Annotated in this window: 21 protein-coding genes; 4 read left to right on the forward strand and 17 right to left on the reverse strand. The window is 36.8% G+C overall.

Features of this window, described 5'->3' with window-relative positions; translation table 11 throughout:
- Positions 1-174 precede the first annotated feature (174 nt).
- The 3 genes from CLOAM_RS00695 to CLOAM_RS00705 all read left to right on the forward strand — a co-directional run bounded on the left by CLOAM_RS00695 (position 175) and on the right by CLOAM_RS00705 (position 2,808).
- Positions 175-1,431 (forward strand): FtsX-like permease family protein, encoded by a 1,257-nt coding sequence (locus CLOAM_RS00695; protein WP_015423914.1) that lies wholly within the window; start codon positions 175-177, stop codon positions 1,429-1,431.
- A 151-nt stretch (positions 1,432-1,582) separates the two neighbouring features.
- Entirely contained in the window at positions 1,583-1,990 is a 408-nt protein-coding gene (locus CLOAM_RS00700; RefSeq protein ID WP_015423915.1) for a hypothetical protein, read from the forward strand.
- 23 nt (positions 1,991-2,013) lie between these two features.
- The gene (locus CLOAM_RS00705) at positions 2,014-2,808 is read left to right on the forward strand and encodes an IS3 family transposase (protein ID WP_052293565.1); all 795 of its coding nucleotides are present in this window, start codon (positions 2,014-2,016) and stop codon (positions 2,806-2,808) included.
- 456 nt (positions 2,809-3,264) lie between these two features.
- Here the strand turns inward: CLOAM_RS00705 and CLOAM_RS00710 are convergent, their stop codons facing one another.
- The 16 genes from CLOAM_RS00710 to CLOAM_RS00785 form a co-directional block, all read right to left on the reverse strand.
- A complete protein-coding gene (locus tag CLOAM_RS00710; protein ID WP_044278757.1) occupies positions 3,265-3,897 on the reverse strand; it encodes an MjaI family restriction endonuclease in 633 nt (210 codons plus the stop codon).
- Entirely contained in the window at positions 3,897-5,186 is a 1,290-nt protein-coding gene (locus CLOAM_RS00715; RefSeq protein WP_044279156.1) for a DNA methyltransferase, read from the reverse strand. Before CLOAM_RS00715 ends, CLOAM_RS00710 begins: the two co-directional genes overlap by 1 nt.
- 262 nt (positions 5,187-5,448) lie before the next feature.
- Positions 5,449-6,573 (reverse strand): hypothetical protein, encoded by a 1,125-nt coding sequence (locus CLOAM_RS00720; RefSeq protein ID WP_015423920.1) that lies wholly within the window; start codon positions 6,571-6,573, stop codon positions 5,449-5,451.
- Positions 6,574-6,585: 12 nt separating this feature from the next.
- Positions 6,586-7,638: a DNA-methyltransferase gene (locus tag CLOAM_RS00725; RefSeq protein WP_015423921.1), complete on the reverse strand. Its 1,053-nt coding sequence runs from the start codon at positions 7,636-7,638 to the stop codon at positions 6,586-6,588.
- A 393-nt stretch (positions 7,639-8,031) separates the two neighbouring features.
- Entirely contained in the window at positions 8,032-8,712 is a 681-nt protein-coding gene (locus CLOAM_RS00730) for a hypothetical protein (RefSeq protein ID WP_015423922.1), read from the reverse strand.
- Between the two features lie 797 nt (positions 8,713-9,509).
- Complete coding sequence (locus tag CLOAM_RS00735) at positions 9,510-10,319, reverse strand: DNA-methyltransferase (RefSeq protein ID WP_015423925.1); 810 nt, start codon at positions 10,317-10,319, stop codon at positions 9,510-9,512.
- Positions 10,312-10,656, reverse strand: a complete 345-nt coding sequence (locus CLOAM_RS00740; protein WP_015423926.1) for a DNA-methyltransferase — start codon at positions 10,654-10,656, stop codon at positions 10,312-10,314. Before CLOAM_RS00740 ends, CLOAM_RS00735 begins: the two co-directional genes overlap by 8 nt.
- A gap of 96 nt (positions 10,657-10,752) precedes the next feature.
- A complete protein-coding gene (mnmE, locus tag CLOAM_RS00745) occupies positions 10,753-12,126 on the reverse strand; it encodes a tRNA uridine-5-carboxymethylaminomethyl(34) synthesis GTPase MnmE (RefSeq protein WP_015423927.1) in 1,374 nt (457 codons plus the stop codon).
- On the reverse strand, positions 12,119-13,987 hold the full coding sequence (gene dxs / locus CLOAM_RS00750) for a 1-deoxy-D-xylulose-5-phosphate synthase (protein WP_015423928.1): 1,869 nt from the start codon (positions 13,985-13,987) through the stop codon (positions 12,119-12,121). The genes mnmE and dxs overlap by 8 nt, the downstream gene beginning before the upstream one ends.
- A 19-nt stretch (positions 13,988-14,006) precedes the next feature.
- A complete protein-coding gene (locus tag CLOAM_RS00755) occupies positions 14,007-15,923 on the reverse strand; it encodes a vWA domain-containing protein (protein WP_015423929.1) in 1,917 nt (638 codons plus the stop codon).
- Positions 15,924-16,991, reverse strand: coding sequence for a hypothetical protein (locus tag CLOAM_RS00760; RefSeq protein WP_015423930.1), 1,068 nt, complete (start codon positions 16,989-16,991; stop codon positions 15,924-15,926).
- On the reverse strand, positions 16,991-17,926 hold the full coding sequence (locus CLOAM_RS00765) for a phosphatase PAP2 family protein (protein WP_015423931.1): 936 nt from the start codon (positions 17,924-17,926) through the stop codon (positions 16,991-16,993). Before CLOAM_RS00765 ends, CLOAM_RS00760 begins: the two co-directional genes overlap by 1 nt.
- 10 nt (positions 17,927-17,936) lie before the next feature.
- Positions 17,937-19,064 (reverse strand): GNAT family N-acetyltransferase, encoded by a 1,128-nt coding sequence (locus CLOAM_RS00770; RefSeq protein WP_015423932.1) that lies wholly within the window; start codon positions 19,062-19,064, stop codon positions 17,937-17,939.
- Positions 19,065-19,085: 21 nt separating this feature from the next.
- Entirely contained in the window at positions 19,086-19,730 is a 645-nt protein-coding gene (locus CLOAM_RS00775) for a glycerol-3-phosphate acyltransferase (protein WP_015423933.1), read from the reverse strand.
- On the reverse strand, positions 19,727-20,428 hold the full coding sequence (locus tag CLOAM_RS00780) for a YggS family pyridoxal phosphate-dependent enzyme (RefSeq protein WP_015423934.1): 702 nt from the start codon (positions 20,426-20,428) through the stop codon (positions 19,727-19,729). The genes CLOAM_RS00775 and CLOAM_RS00780 overlap by 4 nt, the downstream gene beginning before the upstream one ends.
- Positions 20,425-24,045 (reverse strand): C25 family cysteine peptidase, encoded by a 3,621-nt coding sequence (locus CLOAM_RS00785; RefSeq protein WP_015423935.1) that lies wholly within the window; start codon positions 24,043-24,045, stop codon positions 20,425-20,427. Before CLOAM_RS00785 ends, CLOAM_RS00780 begins: the two co-directional genes overlap by 4 nt.
- 244 nt (positions 24,046-24,289) lie before the next feature.
- Here CLOAM_RS00785 and CLOAM_RS00790 point away from each other — a divergent pair, with 244 nt between their 5' ends.
- On the forward strand, positions 24,290-25,051 hold the full coding sequence (locus CLOAM_RS00790; protein WP_015423936.1) for a GNAT family N-acetyltransferase: 762 nt from the start codon (positions 24,290-24,292) through the stop codon (positions 25,049-25,051).
- Between the two features lie 233 nt (positions 25,052-25,284).
- Here the strand turns inward: CLOAM_RS00790 and CLOAM_RS00795 are convergent, their stop codons facing one another.
- Positions 25,285-25,869 (reverse strand): hypothetical protein, encoded by a 585-nt coding sequence (locus CLOAM_RS00795; RefSeq protein ID WP_015423937.1) that lies wholly within the window; start codon positions 25,867-25,869, stop codon positions 25,285-25,287.
- Positions 25,870-26,042: the final 173 nt, after the last annotated feature.

Consider the following 26,042-nt stretch of genomic DNA (forward strand, 5'->3'; position numbering starts at 1 on the left):
CCCGAAACAAAGCTTCAAGATGTAGCCGGAGAACGCTGATTCTCCGCATTTTTTGTAACCGTAACTTATCCAAATTTCGTATTATTTTCACGCAGAGGATTGGCTTCCTCCGTCTACACTTCCAAAACAAAACTTGACTAATTTCCCTCTTATCAGTTAGCAGTAACAACTAAGATGATTAATAAAAGCGTAGTTTTTCTTGCCCGCAAATACCTGAGCGGACGCAAAACCAGAGGCATCGGCAAAGCTCATTATCTTTGCCTGATTGGCATCACTTTAGGAGTTTTGTCTTTGCTTTGTGTAACTTCCGTGATGAATGGTTTCCGCTTTGATATTCGTAACCGGATTACAGGCACTTTTGCAGAAATTCGTATTTCGGCAAAAGGAGGGGAAACCATCAAAGGTTACTCTGCTATTTGTAACCAATTGCAAGATATGAAGTTCTCTGCCAGTCCCGTAATTCGGAATGAATTGTTGCTGAAATATGATTCTGTAGTTTTGCCTACGCTTTGTTTTGGTATTGAACCAAATAGGCATAAAAATGTCTCTTCCCTTTTGCAAAAACCGGATACCGGCAGCAAAGAAATCATTCAGGGTTTGCTTGTGGGAAATATTTCTCCGGAAGAATTTTCCGCTTCAGGCATTGCTTTAGGGGCAGGGCTGGCTTCACAATTGGGTGTTTATTTGGGAGATGAAATTCAAGTGCTATCACCAATGTTCAATGTTCCAACTGCATTTGGAATGATTCCGCGCATCCGTTTTCTGAAAGTGCAGGCAATTTTTGCTGCTGGAATGCCTGAATATGACCAAAATTTCAGCTTTATGGGCATTGATAACGCTGTCTTTTTTGCTTCTTATTCCCCTGGCGAGGCAGATTATATTGAGGTTAAACCCTTTTCCCAAATGCGCAAAAATCAGCCACTGAAGACCCTGAAAAAGGCATTTCCGGACTTTCAGATTGAGGATTGGAGCAGTTTTGATCCCAATCTTTATTCTGCCATCCGCTTTGAGAAATTCCTGATGTTTGTGATTATGCTCTTTATGTTTATCATTGCCAGCTTTAACCTGACCGGCAATCTGCTGAAAACGATTTCCCAAAAGAAACGCGAATTGGGCTTGCTAAAAGCTTTAGGACTGACCGATAAAGACCTACAAAGCTTATTTTTACTGCAGGCACTTTTTTTGTGTTCCGCGGGAATTATTCTGGGCTTAACTTTGGGCTCGCTTTTACTGCTCATACAAAAATATACGGGAATTGTAAAACTGGGTTTGGGAGGAGGAAATTCCATAATTTTACCCGTGAAATTTGCTTTTACAGATTACCTTTTGATTACTGTTGTTGCCTATTTAATCACTATTTTAAGCGTGCTACTACCTCTCAAACGCCTAAACAAAATAAACGCTGTAGAACTAATTAAACGCGCCGTTTAGAAACTTCTTTCTTGCACATATATTGTTTTTCAGATTCCCTTATGCTTCCCATATCGCGATATGGGAAGCATAAGGGAATGATATGGGAAGCGTAAAATTACTGTGGTGTCCTAAATAAGTTGACACAAAATACAGTAAAGGAGATATTGAAATGAAGACAAAAAACGAGGACAAACGGAAGCGCACAAACTATAGTGTAGCTTTCAAAATGCAAGTGGTGGAAGAGGTCGAAAACGGTCTGATAAGTGCGGAAGGAGCCCGTAAGCTATATGGGATCCCCGGAAAAGATTCTATCCCATCTTGGATAGAGAAATATGGTATAAACAACAGAATTAACAAGGCGGTATACGTTATGACACAAAAAGAAGAACTCGAATTAGTGGTATTCCGTAAGGAAAACAAACGCTTGAAGAAAGCACTTGATGACAGCCATGTACAAGTGTTGGCATGGGAATCATTAGTTGAGATAGCTGAAGAAGAGCTTCATGTTAACTTAAAAAAAAAGTTTGGTTCCCAGCTTGCCAAGAAGCTCGAAGAAAAGCTGACACAATCGGATTAAATACAAGCATGGAAGCAATTTGTATGACCTTTGGATACTCTCGCCAGGCCTATTACAAGCATAAACAGTTGGAGGAATTTCGGACTAAGCGCGATCAGAATGTGCTTGCAGAAGTTCGGAATATCCGCCATAAACAGCCCAAGGTGGGAGTCAGAAAGTTGCATATAATGCTGAATAATCTTGAGCAATCAGAGTTGAAGATAAGTCGGGATCAGTTATTCGCACTGCTGGCAAGGAATGATATGCTGGTTAAGCAAAAGAAAAAGTTTACCCGCACTTCCCGCCCAGATAAAAAGGCCTCCGTATTTCCTAATCTGTTGGATATGAAAACGATAGACAAGAAGAATCAGGCATGGGTGGTGGATATTACCTATCTCAATACCTGTTATGGTTTTGCCTATCTATACCTAATAACTGATAGGTATTCGCGTAAGATTATCAGCTTTGTTGTTGCCAACAGATTGCATGCAAAATATGCGTGTAAAGCTCTTCAAAAGGCAATTAGTACCGTAGATGATCCTGCTGGGATTATTCATCATTCCGATCATGGAAGCCAGTATTGCAGCGAGGAATACCAAAAAATATTGAATAGCAATAAGATACTATGTAGCATGACAGGCATAGCTCATTGTTATGATAACGCTGTGGCAGAACGTATTAATGGCATCTTAAAACAAGAATTTGGCTTAGGGAGGACTTTGCAATCTGTAAAAGTAGCTCAGGAATTAGCTTCAGATGCAATCTACATCTACAATAATAACCGATTGCATAGCGCTCTGATGTATAAGACGCCTTGCGAGGTGCACGATGCACTCTAAATTAAGCAAAAACGACGAGCACCCTTCTTGCGTGCACGTCGTCGTTTTTGCGTCTATAACATGTCAACTATTTCAGGACTTGACATACCATAAAGTAAGCAAAAAATGTTATTGCTGTATAATTCTTTTCTAAAATAGATAATGGAACTTTTTTTATTTTGTCTTCTTTTCGCCGGGTTGAAACCCGTCGTTAATAGCTGTCTTTCCTACGGAAATAATAATGTTTCACTATAATATTTATATTGCTTATCTGGATTTTTATAGAATATATTCAGTACCCTTTATTCAGTTTTTAGGTGCAACGATCTTTATTTATAAATTACTATATTATTTGAAGTTAATCCGAATTTAATACCCCATTTTTTCTCAACTGTATTATTTTGGTTTATCCTGCCTTCCGGAATTGTAAAATTGAATTTTATTCAGTGTTTATTGTGTTTCCATGGTTTAGAAATATTACTCTTGTTGCAGGCGTTCCTTTTCTTTGCGGATATCATCTATAACCTCCGGATTTTGAATAACTTTCTTTTTCCCTTCAGTTACAGAAATAATATAGAAGACTTTTCCTCCATATTTGGCAGTAAATTTTTCGTGTGTCTTTTTTTGAAATTCCAATTCATTGATAATTTGCGGAATATAGGCATAACCAGCCGGTTTAATTTGCAATCCGATATACTTTTCTTTCACTTTAATGAAAAAGTCAACATTATAACCTCTATCCCATTCATCCGGTGCGGGCTCAATTTTAACTCCCAATTCATTTTGCAACTGACCGTAAATTGTCTGAATTTCGGACTGGTAACCATCATAAGTTCTGTTAATAACCAAATTGATAATAAAATTAATACAGTCCTCTTCGGTTATGCTTTCTATTTCTGCTGTACAAACTTCCGTTATTTTTATATAAAGTCGTCTGCCTAATTCTTCCAAATGCTCTTTAGGATAAGCATTTTTAAAATAATAGGTCTTCCATTCCTCCAAGGTTTTCGGTGAAAGCTTTCTTATCATTTCTGCCACAGGACCAACCTTATTTTTTTTTGTAAGTCCCCATCTCATATTTGCCTGATTTATTATCCATTCTTTTGGCATTAGTCCTCTCCTTTATAAGACAAAAATCGAACTTTATATTTATAATCTGTGCTAGTATCAACATCGGCTAAGCCATTTTTAATCAAGTGTGCATTAATAAAGGTTTTGTTCCATAAATAGAGATAGCACAGTAGATTATTATTTTCATCATACTTTATATTGTCATAGTTTAAGAATACTCTTTGTCCACTGGTTTTTTCTCTTAGGAAACTAATTGCTTCGCTAGTTTTTTTAGGTATTTCTTTAATCCCTAGTAATCTGATTTTTAATTTATTGTTTAGAACTAATATTTCTGGTGAGATAACATCTTCCACAGTATAATATGAAACTCTTTCGGTATTTGAATTATCAATTTTTGAGCCAAACTTTAATTTTCGGGGATCAATTTTTTTATCAAATTTTATAGGATCTTTGAAGATGTAGGGTAATTTACTTATTTCTTCTTGAAAATTTATATCAAGCTCTTTTTGTTTGATTATTTCATAAGTTTCTTCCTGAAAAATAACACCTTGTTCCAAATCTAATTTTTCTTTTATTATGGGAAGATAATTTTCGTTGATTTCATAGCCGATAGAATTTCTATTCAAATTTCTGGCTGCTAAAGAACTGGTTCCACTACCTAAAAAAGGATCTAGAATAGTATCCCCCACGAAACTAAACATTTTAATTAACCGTTTTGGTAATTCTTCTGGAAACATAGCCAAATGCTTATTCTGCTTTTCACCCGAAAAATTCCAATGGCCTGTAAAATATTGATTCCATTCTTCAATAGTCAATTTTGATTGTTCTTTTAGAGCACTTTGAACTGAAGGCGGATCTCCATATTTTTTAAAGATTAAGATATATTCGTAGTCCAGTTTAATAATACCATTTCTGGGATAAGGGAACGAGCCCATAATTGTTGCACCACCTGTAGTATGACAAGTAGTAACTTTTTGCCAGATTATAGCACCCATATAATCAAAACCATCACTTTCACAAAATTTGATTATTTCTGTCCTGATAGGGATTACTTTATACCTTCCATAATAGACAGAGCGTGCAAATTGATCTCCAATATTAATACATAAACGACAACCTTTGTGTAATACCCTCTTGCATTCATTCCAGACCAGATTAAGGTTATTAATATATTCTTCATAAGTATCATTAAACCCAATCTGATTATGATTGCCATAATCCTTTAACTGCCAATAGGGTGGAGAAGTGACTATTAGATGAACGGATTCATCTTTCACTTTTTCCATACATCTTGAATCACCAATAATTATTTTATGCGAAGTTTTCATCATTTTATTACCTTCAAGATTTTAAAAGAACCATTCTGCCTACATAGTAATAAAAATAATCAAATTCTCCCATTTCTCTTTTATAGACATCCAAGGAAATTTTATAATTTTACCAAATTTGAATTCTATAAATTCAGCTTAAAAATAAATTATCTTAAACACATCGAAACCTTTAAAAACCTATATTAAAAACTGTCAATGAAATTCCGGTTTTTTTGTCATTCTCTTTAATACCTATGTTACAGACAAATATCTTTTTACCTTACTTTGCTTCACTAATCAATTTATAAGTTTTCCCAAGATCATTCACATTTTCGTATATCTTCTTTATTGGCTGTAATTCTGAAACGGAATAATAGTAAATTATATCTTGAATTAGATCTTCCAATAGATTAATTGAAAATAGAGCATATCGGGTTTCTTCCAATGGACTTGACTTTAATGAGGATTTATAGGAACCATCATTTTGATAACAACCCTTAATTTTAACGATTAGTTCTTTAACTTTAAGAGTAACCTGATTAAGTTCGTTAGTTGTTAAACTAATCTTGAGATAGAGAAAATCAATACAATATACAATTTTAGAGATGTCCTCAAGTAAAATATCCTTATTTATATAGGTCAAAAGATAAATAAGCCATAAATTAGCATTCTGCGGAATTTTATTTAAATTATCAAGGATAAAGCAGACCTTGAAAAAACTGTCCAAATCTTTGGGCATAATCTTTACAATTTTATCTTCATCAATAACACTTTGCAGCAAGTTAGATAATTTATCTTTATTAATATCAATCAGTTGATGTTGAAAATTGAGAATGAAATTTTTAGCATCTATGCTGAGGCAAATGCTTTTCAAATTAGGATCTGGCTTAAGGATGCTGAGAAATTTTTCTTTGGGAACTCTATAAGCATTAGTTCTCCATGCTTCAACCATTCCATATTTACTGTTATTGAATACCCATTCAGGTTTAAAAATCGCATATTGAAATGAGGGTTTATGGATATATATAAAAAATTTATCTTCTATGGGTTCACGATTGCCTTTTTTTGATTTTGCAATCTTGGAGAGCTTGAAATCATAAAATTCCAAATCTGCTTTTTCAGCATACTGAAACTCAAACTCTATTTTTTTATCATCTATTTCAGCTATATAATCCGGTTCTCTGGAAACCCCGCCTTTTCTTAAAAACCATAAAAATTTATCACCCCCGGACTTATAAACCTTAACATATTTATGGGGATATAATTCTTTTACTTTATTTTCCAGCCATTCCAAAATTTCTAATTCAGCGATGGCTTTTTTCTTCATATCTTTGCGATATTCAAGATAAGTGCGGGATTTTATATCACTGGATTGGGCATAAATGGTTTTTCCATTTAATTTCATAACTTGTCCTTTTTACCAAATTTCTGTTTGATGATATCTTAGAGCTTTTACTGCTTCATAAGCAATCTCTGGATATATTTCATAGCCAATACCATTGCGTTTTAAATCTGCTGCAGCAGAAAGAGTTACTCCTGAACCGACAAAAGGATCAAGAATTGTTTCACCCACATAACTAAATGCCTTAATTAAACGGAAGGGAAGTTCATAAGGAAAAGGTGCAATATGATTTCTATTATCACCGCTTCCTTGTGGTTTCATAACCCAAACATCGCTTTTCTTGATAGACAGCCAGAAGTCCTTGTCCAACTTGGATTGTTCTTTTTGCTCTTTAGTAAGATGACCATATTTGTTAAAGCCCTTCTTTTCCGGTTTATCAAATTCCAAGATGAATTCGTGCATATTATTGATTAAAATTCCACCTGGATAGGGATAAGTTCCAAAATGTGCTCGGACGGCATTTGTTTTTTGCCAGATAATATCTCTTTTAAATATAAAGCCAATTTTTTCACACAAATCTATGGTTCTCCCCGCTAAATTCAAGGTTCTAAACTTTCCTTTTTCTAATCGGACAGGGAGGTTCATTATATTTATAAATGCTTTTCTCCCTGGTTGTAATACCCGGTAAACTTCTTTCCAGACCTCGCCTATTTTCTCAAACCATTCATCAATATTATGAATATTCCCAAGGTCACCAGGAAGTGGCTCTCCTGAATACATTTTAGTATCAAAATAGGGTGGCGAAGTAATCATCAGATGGATTCTGTTATCCTCCAAATCGTCCATCTTCATAGAATTCTTAATATATATTTTTTGAATTGTGCCATTTATCTCAAGTGTATTTACTTTATCAATATCAATGTTATTGCTATGAGATTTATATTTAAGATTTGCACTAAAGTCCTTTAACTCTTTCAGGTCAAAGCGCATTTGTCCACTTGCTGCAATTTGCGCTTTAATTAGCTGCTGATTGACAATATTATGAAGCATCTCAACTGTTATACCTAAAAATTTGGATGCTTCAATAGCTGATAGATAAGTTCTATTTTTATAGTCCGTTGGTTCCATTTTGGTATCTCTTTTGCTTAATATCGTGACTAATGCATTATAGATATAATAGGTTACTTGCTTCTTAAGTTTTCATCGGCATCTTACTTTAACGAATTTACGAAAATTTAAGCTACTATTTTATATCTAAGGGGTAACAAATCTTTTTTTTGTCACCTTTGGCGCAAACTGCTAAAAAATGTTTTATAGTTTTACCACTTCGGATTTTTTATTCCTGAATAAATTCAGCTGTCTCTCTCATAATTTAACTAAAAATCATATATAAACCTTAAAAAACCAATGTAAAATACTGTCAATGAAATTTCAGCTTAAAAAAGCAATTATGATATTACAACAGAAATTCAAAGCTAAAAGCTAATTTGCTGTTATATAAAAGGTTATTAAGCTATAATGTTATTCTCCTGTATAAGCACACACTCCAACCCGGGGAGAATTAACTACCGGTAATAACATATCCACTCCGCATTTATGTTTGCTGGCACATTTATCACAAAGCCATCCTTTGCTATCCCAAATACAATCAACACAAACTTGAGTGGCAGGTTTTCCACATACATAACATTTTTTCTCAGGAGGATCATTTCTGGCCATAATAATAATAAATCTGCCTTTCGCTTTAAGTTCCATTTCGGATATAACCTTCAAGGTAAGAAAAGTGGTTGTCCCGAAGTCGTATTCGTGATAAAATTTTATCCCTGGATAGAGAACCTCATTCAGCTTAAATCTCATACTTTTTTCTTTCAATTCCGGCATTGGCATCACGGAGTACGTTTTGTCCTCAATTTTAAAGGCACTAAGGTGTCCGCAACATTCCAGCCAGATATCCCTTAGAAAAGTATCCAACCTTTTCAGAGATATATTTGCCGTTACTAAAAGATGCATCCAATATTCAGGCAAGTATCTTCCCTCAACCAATAAATGAAAACACTTTACGCTTTGTGTTTCATCATATTCCAAAGATGACTCCCATGCCGGTTGCATTGCTTTACAAGATGCCAAATGCCTGGTCATTGCTGACTTACTGAAAGTTCCAAAGCAAAAATGGCATTTACCTGTTGATTGAATTCTGGGCATTTCTATGTTGCTCCTCTTTTATATTTTGCTATTTCTAATAATATCGTTGATTACTATTCAAATGTCAAATAATATTTTGATGATAAAAGAGATATTCCAACCCTGCTTCAACGCCTCAACGATATTAATGATATTAGACAAGGCATCTAACTATATAATAAATAAGAGCTACTTGCGTAGCTCTTATTATTGGGCTGATCATCAATATTGCCTGCTATTTGACCAGTTCACATCTTTCAACGCGGGCAGGCGCTACAGATGCTTCACATAGATATTATAATCTTTTTTGTCTTCTTGCCAACTCTTTTTTTTCTACCCCTTACCATCGCCTTCATCATTTGCGCTATTTCTTCTCTTATTATAAATTATGTCTCTAACCGTCAAGGTACTTAAATAGTACATCTTTGCTTGTCAAATCCTAAAATGGCTGACTGTTTAGGGTTTTTTCATTTTTAAATTTTGAGATAAATAGCACATAGTATTTAGTAATTGATTTGGATGTTATTATATGTTAACCATAAAATCCACAATCCCTTCAGGGGTAAAAAACATTCCGGTATATTGCTTTACTTACTTTAAACTGTTATTCACAATTGACTGATGAAGATTATAGTCCCCTTTCACTTCTTCCTGCCTAAATACGGGTTTATTTTCCTGGTTTCTATCTTCTATTTCGTTCATATTATAAAATCACTGTAAAGCATTTAACAAGTTTGCTGATAAGACATTGCCGAATAAAAGCTAAAATAATCGGCAAGCTTTTTTCTCGGGGCTAAACGATATTCAATTAACATAATTCAATAATTCTTACTTTTTTCTATAGTAGAATAAAAATCTAACTGGGATGAGGTTTTATGCGTTAGTTTTTCCAGAAATTGCACTAAATTAGTTTCTACATTAGTATTTTCTATCCTTTTTTGAGCTATGTTGTAATAGGTTTGATCAATTTCAATACCTACAAAATTTCTATTTAGTCGTTTTGCCACTGCTCCCGTCGTTCCGGAACCCATAAAGGGATCAAGAATAATATCTTCTTGCTTACTTCCAATCAAAACAATTCTTTCTAAGAGCTTTTCCGGTTTTTCAGTAGGATGCATTGTTTTATGTTTTTCTGCCGATAGTTCCCATAAATTACGCATTTGTTTCCCATTAGCTAATCTCACTGCCATTTCATAATTAAAATAATATTGTTTTGATTTGGCAGCCAACCAGATTAATTCTGTTGATGGCACAAAACGGTTTTTTTGAATTAAAGGAGCTGCATTAGGTTTAAACCAAATAATATCGTTTATTATCCAAAGATTTAATTGTTTTAAAATTACGCCGATGGAGGGATGATTATGTAAGGTTCCGGAAATCCATATTGTTCCATTATCTTTCAAAACTCTAATACATTCCTCAATCCATTTCTTGTTAAATTCATCTATATCATCAATATGATCCCAAGAGCCCTTATCACATTTAGCTATCTTCCCACTTTTACAAGTAAGATGATTTTCTCCGGAAAGATTATAGGGCGGATCGGCGAAGATTAAATCTATGCTCTTTGACTGTAATTGTTTAATTATTTCTAAAGCATCACCATTAAATAATTTAATATCAGGCATTTTCTTTTATCTCCCTTCCCAATATTCTATTATGAGCAATATTACAATAATCCTCATTAATTTCAATTCCAATCCAATTTCTTTTTAAGCGAGAAGCAACAGACCCTGTAGTTCCAGTACCAAAGAATGGGTCCAGAATAAGATCATTTTCATCTGACGAAGCAAGTAAAATTAATTCAATTAGTTTTTCCGGTTTTTGAGTAGGATGTAATGCTCTCCCATTTTCACCCTTTATTCTCTCTTTGCCCTGAACAATAGGCATTTCAATAAAGTCAATAAAATCCCTTAATCTTTCTGGATTCCTTACTGTTGTTGAAATTGGCCAAGGTTTTCTCATAGTTTCTACATCTTATAATACTTATATTTCCTTTCCGGCTGAGCAATAAATAAGTCAAGGTTTTTCTATATTGTATTTAACTGAATTATAGATAGATTATTTTCCGATACAGAATTCGCTGAAGATTTTATCCAAGAGGTCGTCGGTGGTGATAACTCCTAAAATTTCTTCCAAGGCATTGCTGGCGGAAATAAGTTCAAAAGCGATGAATTCGTAGCCCTGATTTTCTTTTAGGCATTGTTTTGCCCGATGCAAGGATTGCAAGCATTTAGATAGAGCAACTAAATGTCTGTTATTAATGATAATTGGTTTATTGGGCAATTCAGTGTTCAGCATTAAACGCTTGGAAATTGCATCGGTAAGGTCTTTCAAGCCATTTTCCGTTATTACACTGCAATATATCCCGGGGAAGATTTGAGGTGTATTTTCTTGCATCAAGTCAGCCTTGCTGAAAACAACAAGGGTTTTGGAATGAAGATCAGGAGGAATAGAAGAGGGAGAAAGTAAATCGGAAAATTGTAGATTTGGATTAGTTACGGTAGTTGCTTCCACCAGATAAAGAATAAGGTCTGATTCCTGCATCAATTCATAGCTTTTAGTTATTCCTTCTTTTTCAATGTCATCAGGAAATTCTCTTAGTCCAGCAGTATCATAAATAACTATGGGAAAGCCATTTAGGGATAAATATTCTTCCAGATAGTCCCTGGTAGTTCCCGGATGGGGAGTAACGATGGCTCTGTTTTGTTGCAATAAGGCATTAAAAAGTGAGGATTTACCAACATTTGGTGCACCTGTTAAACAAATCTTAATTCCTTCCCGCAAGCGTCTTCCCTGTTCACCTGTACTTTTCAATTCTTCGGCGGTTTTGATAATATCTAAAAGTTCCTGATACAGTGCATTGGAATCGGGTAAAGGTAAATCCTGATCGGCAAAATCAATTGCCAGCTCAAAACGGATACGCAGTTCCGTAATGCGGGCAAGCAATTCTTGTAAGTATTTGCTCAGAAAACCCTTAAGTTGCATAAGAGCTGCTTTTTCTGCTTGGTTTGCCTGGGCTTGAATAAGGTCATTAACTGCCTCTGCCTGGCTTAAATCCATTTTTCCGTTTAAGAAGGCACGTAAAGTAAATTCTCCCGGCTTTGCCAAACGACAGGAAAGAAGTAAGGTCTGAAGAATACGATTTACAAGATTGGGATTTCCGTGACAGGAGATTTCTATAACATCTTCACCTGTGTAACTATGTGGTTCTCTAAAAACGGAAATAAGAACTTCGTCTATCGGCTCACCGGTTTCTGCATAAAAGGTGCCCAAAATCAGATTATGCGAAGGTGAAGAAAGAAGTTTTTGGCTTTGGGAAAAGTGATTGGCAACAAGCTCAATACAGCCCTTGCCACTTAAGCGGATTACTGCAATGGCAGAAAATCCAAGCGGAGTGACTGGAGCACAAATAACTTCGCTTATTTTACTCATTTAGTGTTTGAACAATTTGTTTATAAAGCTTATTAGGCGTAAAACCAATTTCATCAAGAAGTTCAGAATTTTTTCCTTGAGCAATAAAGTGATCGGGATAGCCAAAATTGATAATTTTAACCGGTTCAGTTGCAAGCAATTGAGCTATTCTTGCTCCCATCCCTCCAATAACGGCATTGTTTTCGAAAGTGAAGATATAATTGCAGGTGGAAGCCAAAGACAAAAGGGTATTTTCATCCAGGGGTTTAACAGAAAGTAATTGTATCAGTTGAGCAGGAATTTTATCTTTAGCTAGTAAGTTATGCACTGCCTCAGCCGTAAAAAAAGCATCTCCGCAAGCGACTAAAGCAATTTTTCCTTTATTGGAGTGAATTATGGCAGGAAAGGGATTAAAATTGGTTAAGGATTTATGAACAGAAGAATGAATTGCTGTTCCACGAGGATAACGAATAGCAACAGGACCTTCCTGATAACTTGCAGCCCAGAATAACATTGCAGAAAGTTCTTCAGCCGTAGAAGGGGTTAAAATAATCATATTCGGCACAAAATTCAAGTAGGAAAGATCAAAAGCACCATGATGTGTAGCTCCATCTTCACCTACAAGACCAGCTCTATCAATGCAAAAAACAACCGGTAATTTAGGTAAAGCAACATCGTGGATAATCTGGTCTAAAGCACGTTGCAGAAAAGTGGAATAAATTGCCACAAAGGGTTTAAGTCCTTTAGTGGACATTCCTGCGGCAAGGGTTACGGAATGCTGTTCAGCAATTCCAACATCAAAAAAGCGATCGGGATAGGTCTCTTCAAATTTGGTTAAACCGGTTCCGGCAGTCATAGCGGCTGTAATAGCGATTATTTTGGGGTCTTTTTGGGCTAAAGTGATTAAGGTTGAACCCATCAATTCGCTCCAGGTTTGTTTTCCGTCACTGATTTGTTTACCGGTTTTGAGGTCAAAAGGACCTGTTCCATGAAATAATTCTGAATTCTTTTCCGCTGGAGGATAGCCCTTTCCCTTTTGGGTAACAATATGGATCAGAACAGGACCAACCATAAAGTTCTTTACTCTTTTGATAATTTTCAGGAGCTGCTCAATATCATGACCATCTATAGGACCTACATATTTAAAGCCAAGGTCTTCAAAAATAATGTTGGGCACCAGGATATTCATCATTGATTCTTCCAGTTTCTGAGCTCCATAAATAAAACTGCGACGAATATTGGCTGGTAAAGTGTAACTGAAATCCCAAACCTGCTTTTTAAGGACATTATAGGATTTACTAGCAAGCATCCGAGCCATATATTTTTGTAATCCGCCTACATTTTTGGAGATGGACATTTCGTTATCATTCAGGATAACAATGAATTTATCCTTTTGCAGGTGACCCCCATGATTTAATGCTTCAAAACTCATTCCTCCGGTTAAAGCACCATCTCCAATAACAGCAATACAGTGACCCTGCTCATTGTTTAAATCCCTAGCACAGGCAATTCCTAAGGCGGCAGAAATGGAAGTGCTGCTATGACCTGTAGTAAAAGCATCGTAAGGACTTTCTTCACGATTGGTAAATCCGCTGAGACCTTTATACTGTCTTAAGGTATCAAATTGAGCATTGCGTCCGGTTAAAATTTTCCAGCTGTATGCTTGATGCCCTACATCCCAAACGATTCTATCTTTAAGCGGATCAAAAAGATGAAGCAAAGCAATTGTGAGGTCTACAGTTCCTAAACTGGGAGCTAAATGACCGCCAGTTTTGGAGACAACTTCTACAATGCGAGAGCGAACTTCTTTAGCCAGGATTTTCAATTCGCTAACGGTTAGAGCTTGTATTTGTTTCGGCTCGGTTATTTGTTCCAAAATCATTTTTTCTCCTTGCCGCCTGCTATTTTGCCCTTGCCTCCTCTGTTTTTACAATAATAATTTCCACAATCATTAAAGCGAAAGCGATGGCAAGCAAAATTTTCCAGAGGTCGTGACCCAAGCGGGAAAAGAAAAGTTTATCTTCCCATTTTTCTCCTAAGTTTTTTACACCTTTGGGGAAATTAGTTCTGGCTTCGGAATCGCTGTAGTCAATATTTATTGCCATAGCATAACTGCGAGGAGCATCAGGTTCAAAAATATAAATTCCGGGTTCGGTAGCTAAATAACGGCGGCTGGTGATAATTTCACCTGTGGGGAGTTTCAATCTGTTAAAAGTAAGAATCTGACCAATTTTAGCATTTGTTTCCGGAATTTCAGAACCGGCAATATAATCTAAGGTGCGGAAAGCAAGAACGGGAAAAGCCGGGTCTATAAAAAAAGGATTATTGTCCGCAGAAATATTCCAGAGCCAGAGTGACTGCTTGCCGTTGATTACAGCTAAAGGAAAGTTTTGAGCAGAAATGAGAACTCCGGCACTTTTATTTAATGCCTGCCAGTAGTCAGCCAGAATAGGATTTTTAAGGGGTTTTCCGGAAACGAGGGAACTGATATAGTGATGGGCATTAATGTTATCAATAGTAATTGACTTTTGGGTGCGGTCTTTTATTTCTAATCCAAAAGTGTTGTTAAGATAGGACTTCAGGTCGGCAGGAAGGTTATTTCCCAGGCAGAAAAGAATACCTGATTTACGGTTTTGTAAAGTAGTAAAAATTTCAAGTAAACGAGAAGTTAAAGGACCACAATTGTATACAATAAAGAGTTGAAATTTATCCAGGTCACTTAATGAGAGGGCATCAGGAGAAATTACTTGAGGAGTAGAAGAGTTATAAACCCTTAAAACGGTAGCCAGAATAGGAGGTAAATTGCTGCTTTGAGAGATAACTGCAACCCGGGGTTTACTGTAAAAGGGAAAAGCGAAATAGCAACGGTTATCCATTATCTGGCGTTCATCATTAACTTCAATATATCCACTTTGCCAGCCATCGGAACGAAGTTCAACAGGAATAGTTTCGGTGATAGTGCTTTGGGAAGGGATAGAGATAAATTTTTCGGCAAGTTTTATATCGTTTACCACTGCCTTAAGGAGAACATCTTGGCGTTCGGTGCTGCCATAATTGGCAACGGTGAACTGAATTAATTGCTGATTGTGTTTTTCCACCAGCTGGGGTAAAGCATTGGCAGAAATAACTGCCAAGTTTTCATATTCAGATGTTTCAGGTAAGGGAATAAGAGCAATAGGAATATTGGTTTTCAGTTCTGCAGGAGGAATTCTTAAATCGCTGATAAGATATATTTCCCGATTGGGCATTTGACTTTCGGCAAGTTTGGTTTCTGCCAAGGCAAGCATTTCTTCCAAAGAGAGAGGGTGGAAAGTGATTTTTAATTGGTCAATCAGCGTTTCAGGTAAGGAACTGGCATAAATTTGACTGTGCAAAAGGTTCCAGTTTTCATCGGAACTGACAGGAATGAGGCGATCATCGGGATTGGCTTTGGAGTTTATTTTTTTCAGAGCATCTTTGGCATATTGGAGGGAACTTTTTCCTCTTTCAGCATAGTCCATACTGTAAGAAGTATCAATTAAAATGGCAATTGCCGTAGGAGGATGTTTTCCGGAAGGTTTTAGTTTCGGGGAAGAGAGCATTGGACGAGAAACAGCTAAAACAACCAGTAGGATAATCAGCATCCTGATAATCAGCAAGAGTATGTTTTTCAGCTTGCTGCGACTTTTCTCCTGTTCTTTGCTCAGCTTGATGAAACGTAAAGTAGGGAAAATAATTTTTTGGGGCTTTTTTTTTGCCAACAGCCAAATCAGCAGAGGCAGAATGGTTGCTATGGCAAAAAAGAGGAGAGAAGCATTTAGGAAAGAAAGCTGAAACAATTATATCCCCGCACTTAAAGAAAAAAGATAGTCGCTATCGGAGAGCTTCATTCCTGTGTTATTCAGTGAGAAATCAAAGCGGAAGTTTTTGTAATAATAGCCGCCACCAAGAGTAAAGTTAATATTATCCGTTCCGTAAAAATCGTGACTGTAAAGGCCAACTCTGAGGTCAAGGGAATTACGGTTTTGGGTAGTAGAGTAATTGCTTTTGCCCAAATTAAAGGTGTAGCTGTAGCCCAAATGAAAAGTGGTTTCTGGTTCTTGAGCAATTTTGCCTTGTACACCGGCAAAATAATGGCTGTTTGTGCCTTCAAAACCAAGTCCCAAAGCGGCTCTTCTTTTAAGGGTTACGGAATCATAATTTTCCCACCAGAGCATAGACAGGAGGTCATAAAAGGAAGCGGAATAAACAATATTACCCATTTTGTAAGTGAAACCGAGGTCTCCGGAAACACCTTTAGCTTTATCATCAATAAAGCCATCGCGGATTAGGTTGTAACCCTCTTTATGTTCTTTCAAGTAAACGAGGCGTCCTGAAAGGTATTTAAGGTTAATTCCGGCAGCAAATTTGGGATAATTTTCGTCTCTGCCACCCCAAGAAATTTGGACTTTATCCATTTTATAATCGTAATATTCACTGTTCATTCCGTTGTTTGTGAACTGACTGATATGGACAGCAGAAACGGGTTGATAACTGAAAGAGACAGGACCGGTATTGAGCACGAAGTATTTGAACTGCTTATCTTTCAGGGTATTGCTTAGGCTAAGAGCTTCATAGAATTCAAGGTCTTCCTGAGTGCTTAAAAGGAAGGAAAGAGAAAGCGAGCCAAGTTTGTTATCTGCCATTAAAGCAGGATTGCCATAGGCGCAGAAAGGGTCTTCAGGATTGGTTAAATTTAAGGCACCTGTTCCCATAGCAATAGGGGAGACATTATTGGCAGGGAGGGTGTAATCGTAAGAAGTTATAGGTAAAGGGATTACCTGTTGAGCAAGTAAGAGCCAAGCGGGAGAGATAAGTAAGATGATATAAATGAGTGACTTAGGCATTAGAAATTTTATTTTGGACATCAGTTGAACCCTTTTTCTCCAAGATAATAATAAGTCCAGTTAGCTAAATAGTAACCGGCAATACCTGTTAAGATACCAAAAACGGCATCAATGAACCAGTGATAGTGACAATAAACGGTAGCAAGAGAAAGGAAAAAGGTAATGACAGTGCAAATATAGCCAAGCGGACGGATATATTTTAGGGCGGAAATAGTTAGAACAATGGCAATGGCAATATGACTGCTGGGGAAAGCACCTCCCAAATGATTGGAAGTGCGATAGATAAAGACCATAATATGAGTGAAGGGACCACCCCGATAGGTTTTGGTTAAAGCCATAGCTTCAGGAAGAAAACGTCCACCGATAACAGGCAGAACAGAATAGATGGTATAACAACAATAGAAGACAAAGGTGAGATTGAAGATTACTTCCCTGAAAGCATCTTTTTGAGTGAAATAGAGATAGATGGGAATTCCAGCAATCATAGGATAATAGCAAAAATAGGCAAAATGAAAAAGTTCCTGAATTGCCCAATGGGAATAGAGTTTTCCCCAAACAAGAGAAGGCAGGTAACCAAAGATAAATTGATCAATTCCCATAAAAAAGGGATCGAGCCAATCCCGAAAAATAATACGATTGAAAGCATGACCGGAAGTGTAAAAATAACCGAAAAGGAGAACAGGATAGAGACCTCTGAAAAAACTGAGAATTTGATAGCGCTTGGAAGGATTTTGAGGATCGTAAGACCATCCGGGTTGTTTTTGGAGCCAGGCAAGAAAAAGAACTCCTACAAAAATAGCAAGATAAACAGGGATATGTTTTATAACTTCAGGAGAGCGAGTGATACCAAAACACATATACAGAAGTATCCATCCGCAAAAGATAAGGGTAATAAGATCAATGGCAGAGAGGAAGAAAGATGTTTTTCTATTTGCCGTTATAGAGCTATCCGTCATTCAGAACCCGCTATTTCCTATTAGTAATGGCTTTATCGTAAAGGCGGTAGGTTTTATAAATTTTGGCACCGAGTTTTTCAGCGGCATTAATCATGGGGATATTGTTTTCCAGAATCCAGGAAAATTCGCTGCGGTAATAGCCCTTGGGGAGTCCATTTTTAAAAGTATGATAATAGAGCAAAGTATCAATTCCCTTACCTTGAAATTCCTTAATAATACCCATAGTGATAACGCGGACGGAGGTTATATGTTTTTTAGTTTGGAGAGCTTTGATAATTGTAATAGGATTTACTTTACCCTGCATAACTTTTAAGACCTCATTGTAATTGGGTAAAGTTAAACTGAAACCGGCAAGCTGGCCATCAACTTCAGCAATAAAAACCATATCTGGATCGGCAATAGGGAGTAATTCAGCAACGATGTGATCAAATTCAGCTTTTGTCATAGGAACATTGCCCCAGTTATATTGCCAGGCACGGGTATAAATTTCAAAGACGGTTTCAATATCTTTTTTGCGTTGTTTTTTATCGTAGGACAGGGAATGGATTTGGACATTAGTGCGTTTGGCAATTATTTCTGCCATTTTGGCAACGCGTTCGGGAATGGAATGATATTCACTAATAAAGGCATAGAGGTCCATTGTTTTGGTTAAGCCGTAGTTTTCGTAAAGTTTTGGGTAATAAGGAAAGTTATAGGGCATCATAATCATCGGGGGGAAATCAAAGCCATTGATTAATAATCCGCAATCCTGATTGACACTGAAATTCATAGGACCGCGGAGAGAAGTAAAATTACGATAGCGATTCCACTCAAAAGCGGCGTCAAAAAGGGCATTGGCAACTTCCTGATTATCAATACACTCAAAGAAGCCAAAGAAACCGATATTTTCGTTATGTTCTTTGTTATGCTGAGTATTGGAATGAGCAGAAATTCTTCCTACGGGTTCTCCATCTTTAAGAGCAAGAAAAAGTTTAACTTCGGAATGGTAATAATAGGGATTTTTCTTGGGGTTAAAGAACTTTTTCTGGTCACCAATTAAAGGAGGAACCCAGTTGGGTTCATTTTTGTATAACTTAAAAGGAAGGAGAATGAAGTCCTTCAGCTGTTTTTTGTTATCTACAGGAATTACATTGATCATTGCCTTACCTCATTAGGGGATTTAGAATTCTCCCAGTTTTTTAGAAACGATGATATTTAAAATACCCATCATTATGGCGTTGCCAAGTAAAAGAGTAATAAAATAGGGAGGGGAAGATTTATGGTAGTGAAACAAGGTGTAAAAAATAATATATAAAATAACCGGTAAAATCACAATGAGATATTGAGCAAACCTTATTTGCTTAAAGCGGAGAACAATAAGCCAGGCAATAACAGCAGAAATAAGAGTTGGAAGAAAAGCAATGTAAGCAAGTATACCCATATAAGTAAAAATTCCGCGTCCACCCCGAAAACGGTGAGTAAAAGGCAAGCAGTGTCCAATAAGCATACTGAGCCCATAAATCAACATAAGGTTTTCCGAATAGAGAATAGTGAAATCGGGATAGTTAATAACTTTGATATCAATAAAACCCAGGAGAAATTCCACAACCAGCAAAAACAGATATGCTTTAGCTACATCAATGGCTCCTACTAAAGTTCCCAGGGGTTTGCTGATATTGGTGTAAATATTTTCAGTATCGGCAAGACCGGTTCCAATTTTATAAACATTGAGAGAACGGAAACTTTTGGCAACGATGCGAGCAGTGGAAAAACAGCCGTAAAGATAGGCGATGATAATAATAAGAATAACAAAAAGGTAGATCATTCATTAACTCCATAGCTACGCTCTCCAAAAATGGCAGTGCCAATGCGTAACATATTGGAACCTTCTTCCAATGCTTGAACATAGTCGTTACTCATACCCATAGAGAGATATTGCATATCTACATTAGGGATGGCAAGAGCTTTTATTTCTTCAAACAGGGATTTCATTCGGGCAAAAAGAGGTCTGCTGACTTCCGGTTCTGCGAGCATACCGATAGTCATCAGTCCTTTAATATGCAAGTTAGAATAGGTTGAGATTTGGCAAATTGCGTTTTTAGCTTCTGCCAAGGAAAAGCCGCTTTTGGAGAATTCTTGGCTGCTATTGATTTGAATAAGGATATCCTGGGTGCGATTAGTTCTACCTAAAGCCAGATGGAGTTTTTTTGCCAGTTCCAGAGAATGAACCGATTGAATTAAAAAGGGTTTAAGTTCCAGAACCTGATTTATTTTGTTGCTTTGGAGATGACCGATAAAGTGAAAACCTTTGTAAGGAACCTTAAGAAAGGGAATTTTCCTTCGTGCTTCCTGCACCCTGTTTTCGCCGATATGTTCAATTCCAGATTGCAAAGCGGTTTCAATTATTTCTACAGGATGAGTTTTGGTAACGGCAACCAAAGTGATTTCATCTTTACGATTCAAACGGGACAAAATATCCGCAATGTTATCCTGCAGGTGTTTAATGTTTTCGGCAATATTCATTTCAGCAGTAACATCTTGCGTTGGAATGTTTTTCCTTCAATGTTCAAGCGATAGAAATAGACACCGCTGGCAACTTTTCTGGAAAAGTCGTCATATCCGTTCCAAACAATGCTATGATTGCCTTCATTATGAATAGCATCTATCAAAGTGCGGATTTTTTGACCTTTGATATTGAAAATTTCCAGTTTGGCTTGAACATTGGCTTTTGTAGTGTAGCAAATAGTAGTTTCCGGATTGAAGGGATTGGGATAATTTCCCAGTAAAGCGTTTAAGGCGGGAATATTATATTCATCGGAAGAACTAATAAAGCCGGTGGAAGCAAAAGAACCCTGCCTTAAAGCACTTCCCCGATAGGTGATCCAGGGACCTAAATGGGTAGTATTACGACGCAGATTAAGCATTAAAACGCCATTAGAAAAACCTAGTACCAGTTTGGTTTGGTTATTGTTATCAAAGTCAACTAAGGTTGCTGGTGTGCTACCATTGAAAATATTGATAAAGGGGAAACCGCTTAAAGGACTGCCATCCGCTTTGTAAACATAAACAGAATTCATATAATTATGGACAATTATCTCTAATTGAGGGTCATCATCCAGATTGACAAGAAGAGGGGGACAAACAAAATTTTCTCCAATATTTACAGGAAAACCGGGAAGGTCAATACCGGAATCAGTGAAGGCATAGAGGATACCGTTGAGAGTTACGCCTGCAATATCTGTTCCTGTATTATCAGCAGTAATATTTCCTACAGCAAAACCACCGGTAATGTGAGTATTGATATTACGGGTGGCAATGATGTTTCCCTCGGGAGAAATGATATAAATATCCGTGGGTGTAGAACAAACGATTCTATTGGTGTTAGTAATAGTTGGAAAGCCGGTTATGGGACCGTTTAATTGAACAGGAAAACCGTTTCGGATAATGCCATTAGCTCCAACGACAGTTAAAAGACCGTTAGTGGAGCCGGCTACAATTTCAAAAGAGCCATTGCTGTCAAAATCGGCGGCAGCAAGTTCGCTATTGATAATTCCTCCAAGTTCAAAAGGGAAGCCATTCATTAGTTGTCCTGAGGAAGAAACGGCATATAGTTTTCCGTTTATGCCACCGACAATTGTTTCCAGGATGCCGTTGCCATCTATATCAGCCAATACAGGAGTGAATAAAAAAGATGTATCTGTCTGATAATTAAAGATGATATCTCCGTTTAACCGAAGAGCGAAAATATTTCCTGAGCGAGTGCAGAAAACCAGATCGTTTTGATCATCACTATCAATGGGACCGCTAGCAAAACTACGATTGATTAACATTCCTGAAGGGGCTTCAAGGGTATTAAGCAATTCTCCGTTACTACCAATTATATAGCTGTTTCCATAAACATCTGCATAAATAATTTCAAGACCGGGACTGGAATTCAGGTCTGCCACAAGAGGTGCTGACTTACCATTAACTATTGTTTCCCAGGGAAAACGATTGTCAATAAGAGTTATCTGGAAATAAATAGGAAATCTGTGTGCACCAGTTGATTGAAAAGTTATGGGATGCTGAGAATTAAGCACCAGATTGAAACTGTATATTCCAAAACTCATATCATCAGAAAACTGGAGACGGAAATAACTGTTAGCAGGACTTTGGTTTCCGGCAAGAATTTGAGGGATAATAATATCATCGGAGAGCAATTCCACTCCGGGAGGGAGATTTTCTATGTGGAGAGAAACATTGGTTGCATCCGCCCAATTGATATTATTGGAAATAAGAGGATAGAAACGGATAATTTCACCGGGATTAATGATACCATCATTATCACCTTCTTCATCAGAGAAAGTGTAGCTTTCCAAATTTAATAGAGGAAGATTGGGATCATAAGGTTTAATAGCAATAGAAGGGTCTCCGAAGAGGACTACTTCATAATAACACCAGCGCATAACATCACTGCTTAAGGCAGAATTCAGGTTTTGTAAGCGGGAAAAGGTTAAGGCATCACCTAAAACAGGACAATTCTGTTGAAACATACCTCGGAAAAACTGGCGGTCATAAAATTGAGAAGCACCATTGATGTTTCCAGGACTATACCATCCGTAACGAGTGTTGCCAATAAAAGAAAATAGAGCACCAGCGGCAGTAACTAAATGCTCACCGATAGCTTCATTGTTTCCGGAAGTGCGTTGATCAAAAGCAGCGGGATAACAACCCTGAGAATAGAGAAAACCATATTCCGTATTAGTTAAACTTTCAACAGTAGTATTAGATTGACCGATAAGAGAAACTTCGTTGGAATGCCCCATATGATTCATAATTCCTGCACCGTTACTGATTGCATTGTAAACATTATCGGCACTGTAAGTGCCATCTCTCTGATAAAGGGTTTGGAGATAGTATTCATCAGGAAGATATTGAGCCACATCATCTTTATAGTCACCACCCCAGGTTAAGGGATTATTATTCAGGTTTTCCCCCATAAAAACAGCATAGTTATTGCTGTAAGTATTATTATCTACATAATATTGAATTTTTCTGAACATATTATTGAATTCAGTTTGGGTTTCAGCAGGAAATCTACCGATATGAACTTCCGGAATCAGGTCTGTATTATCATTTGTTTCACCCCAGATTTGATTTTGATTGGCATTCCAATTGCCATCTAAGTTGCTGAAATATATATCGGTAGGCATTCTGGCGTCAACTGTATCACCAACTTGACCATAGGCACCTCGTTCCGGAACAATTTCATCGTCACCACCTAAAATAACATATTCAAGTGGCTGGGAACTATTAGCCCAGGTCTGATAAGCATTTATAATGAAGTTACGGAGTTTTTCCGCATTGTCAACTCCGGGATAGGCAGAAACGATATCTTCCATAGAGTAAATAGAATTGGAAACACCTTTGGCAGAACGCCAGGCAGAATATTCAGAAAACCAGCTGATCCTATCATTATTGGTAATAATTATCATTTGTTTGGGTGTGGAAAGGTCTATAATGCGATTAGGAACTGGAACATGGCGATAATTATTTGCCAATTGATAGGAGGGAATTTTATCCGGATTGCAGATAAGGGAATTTATTATTTGGAGAGTTTTAGTGCCTGGAGTGGAAAAATTTGCCTGGTAGCAAGCTTCCTCTTCAGAAAATTCACTATTAATAGAAATGCTAATCTGTGAACTGACATACAGTTTTTGCGTTACAGGATTATAGCGATAGGGATATACATTAAACAAGGCAATTTGATAGCCCCGAAAGTATTGTGTTCCTAAAAACTGCCACTGTTGAGAAGGATAAAGACGGTTTTCCGGAATTGTATTTGCAGGCGGAAAAGAATTTGTAAATACCTGATCAGAAATTGGCAATTGAGGTCCGGCAAAGGCAAAAGTAATATTTTCTGCAACCAGTTCTGCAGTTGATAACTGAACAGTGGAATTAAGATATCTATGACCAAAAGGAAGCAGAATATTTACCGGAGTAAAAGGCAAAACCGGTTCTCCGGGATTTATTGTTACAGGAAGTTCTTCAGCCGGTTTTTTATTTTGCCAGGCAAAAGGATCAATATTTATTTCCGTATTAAAAGCAGCCAAACTGAGACAAAGCAGAATGGCACTACCAAGGACAAGGGCCTTTTTCATAATTTATATCCATCTTTTTTATTAGTTACTTATAAAAAGTAGCAAGATGTATTCCTTGATCATAAAACATATCAATTCGTCAAGTATTTTCCTGAAAATAGAATATTAAATTCCGATTAGGCAAGTGGCAAAGGGGAATTTGCCACTTCATTTTCTTTAAGCGAGGAACTATTTATTTGCTCTTTTCCCAAAACGGTCTAATTTATTATTAAACGAACTTTTACTTATGCGAAAGGAGTAAACTATGCCAATACCCTTTAATATGAACCGGTTGAAAGATACGGAAATTCATTATCCTCAGCGTTTTTCCAATATGTTAACCAAAAATTACGGACTTCTTTTCTACAATGAAGGAAACAAAGCATCTCAGGAAAGCAATCACGCCGTGATTTTAGATTTGATAGGGGTTGAGAGTTCTTTGAGGGATATAGAGTTTTTCTATAAAAGCAAAGGTATTCATCCCTGTATCTATCCTGCATTAACTAATAAAGAACTGGAGATTTTAACACCCCTGCTGGAAGATCATAATTTTACTCTGAAAATCAAGCAAAGCGATTTTTTCCTGCACGATCACGAAAGCAGTTTAAGGGAATCCGAAGAACTGAAAATTGAACGCATTCATCAACTGGACATTGATATTATGGAAACAATTGCCATAGAATATGGAGGTGACTGGACAATTAAGGTAGTGGAGCGTCATCTAACTCACCCTTCCTATCATTTTTTGGGAGGATATTATCAGGGTGAACTGGCAACAATGGCTTCAGTTAGTATCTTTGCCGGTTACAGCAGAGTTGATGATGTTTTCACCAGAGAAAAATTCAGAGGAAAGGGTTTTGCAGGAGGAATGATGCATCATTTAATAAATTACCATCGGAATATCTCACAGAACTATCTCTACCTGCAATCAGATCTTCCTTCCGCCATTAAGATATATGAAAAGGCAGGTTTTTCCCGTCTGCCTAAGGATTTTCAATTTTGGGTGGCTTATAAAGAACATAATTAGAGTAATTGCTGAATAATGCATCAGGGAACAGAAAGGCAATTTTACAGTATAGAGTAAGGAAATACGGCGTTGCTTCAAAGAATATAACTTTCAGATTGAAAATGCATAACTATTTTTTATCTTCTGTGGATTCCTGCTTTCGCAGGAATGACAAAGGACTTATCATTCAAGAAATGAGATAAAAAATCCCCGGAAAACCGGGGATAACATTGATTTTGGATTTTTAAGGTTAATTATTTGGAGAAGAATATCTGCAATCCAATGTTAAAGCCAAATGTGCTTTCTTCATTTTCTTTGTATTTATCAGGTACATTTTCATAATCATCTCCGCCATAATCTCCTAAACCCATTTGATATCTGAGTCCGAAATCCACATATACATTTTCAACAATAGGCAGAACATATCCGGCTTTCAAGCCAAGATACATTGCATTCCATCCACCATCATAATCACTTACTTTCCAGCTGTTTGTGTTATAGAGAAAATCCAATCCGCCGTAAATTTTTCCTGGTGCTATAGGATAGAAATATCTTCCACCGATTCCGATACCCAAAGCAGATAAGCTATTTTCTTCATTAGAATCGCCTTTGCTTTGGCCTTCATAAGTATAGTTAATAAGCACATCGGCAGAAAGGTTATCAATTACAAAATAACCCACCTGAGGTGTAATGCCAAACATAGTAATGGCTTTTTCATCAGAATTGGGTTTGTGAGAAGCGAAAGAAACTGTTCCTCCCGGATTAATCGTTCCTTTTGTGAAAGCAAAAACACTTGAAGCGATAATAAGGGCGAGAAGGATAAGTAATCCTTTTTTCATTTTAAACCTCCTGGTTTTTATATATTTAATATATTCCTAATTGGATATCTTGTCAAGAAGAAAATTACAATATTATCATTTTTTAGCTATATTTATATTTTCAGTTAGATGCATAATAACCGTAACAAACTGTTAAATATAGGCATTTAGTAAAAGATAGGAACTATAAAAAG

It is taken from the genome of Candidatus Cloacimonas acidaminovorans str. Evry (genome assembly GCF_000146065.2).
GTDB lineage: Bacteria > Cloacimonadota > Cloacimonadia > Cloacimonadales > Cloacimonadaceae > Cloacimonas > Cloacimonas acidaminivorans.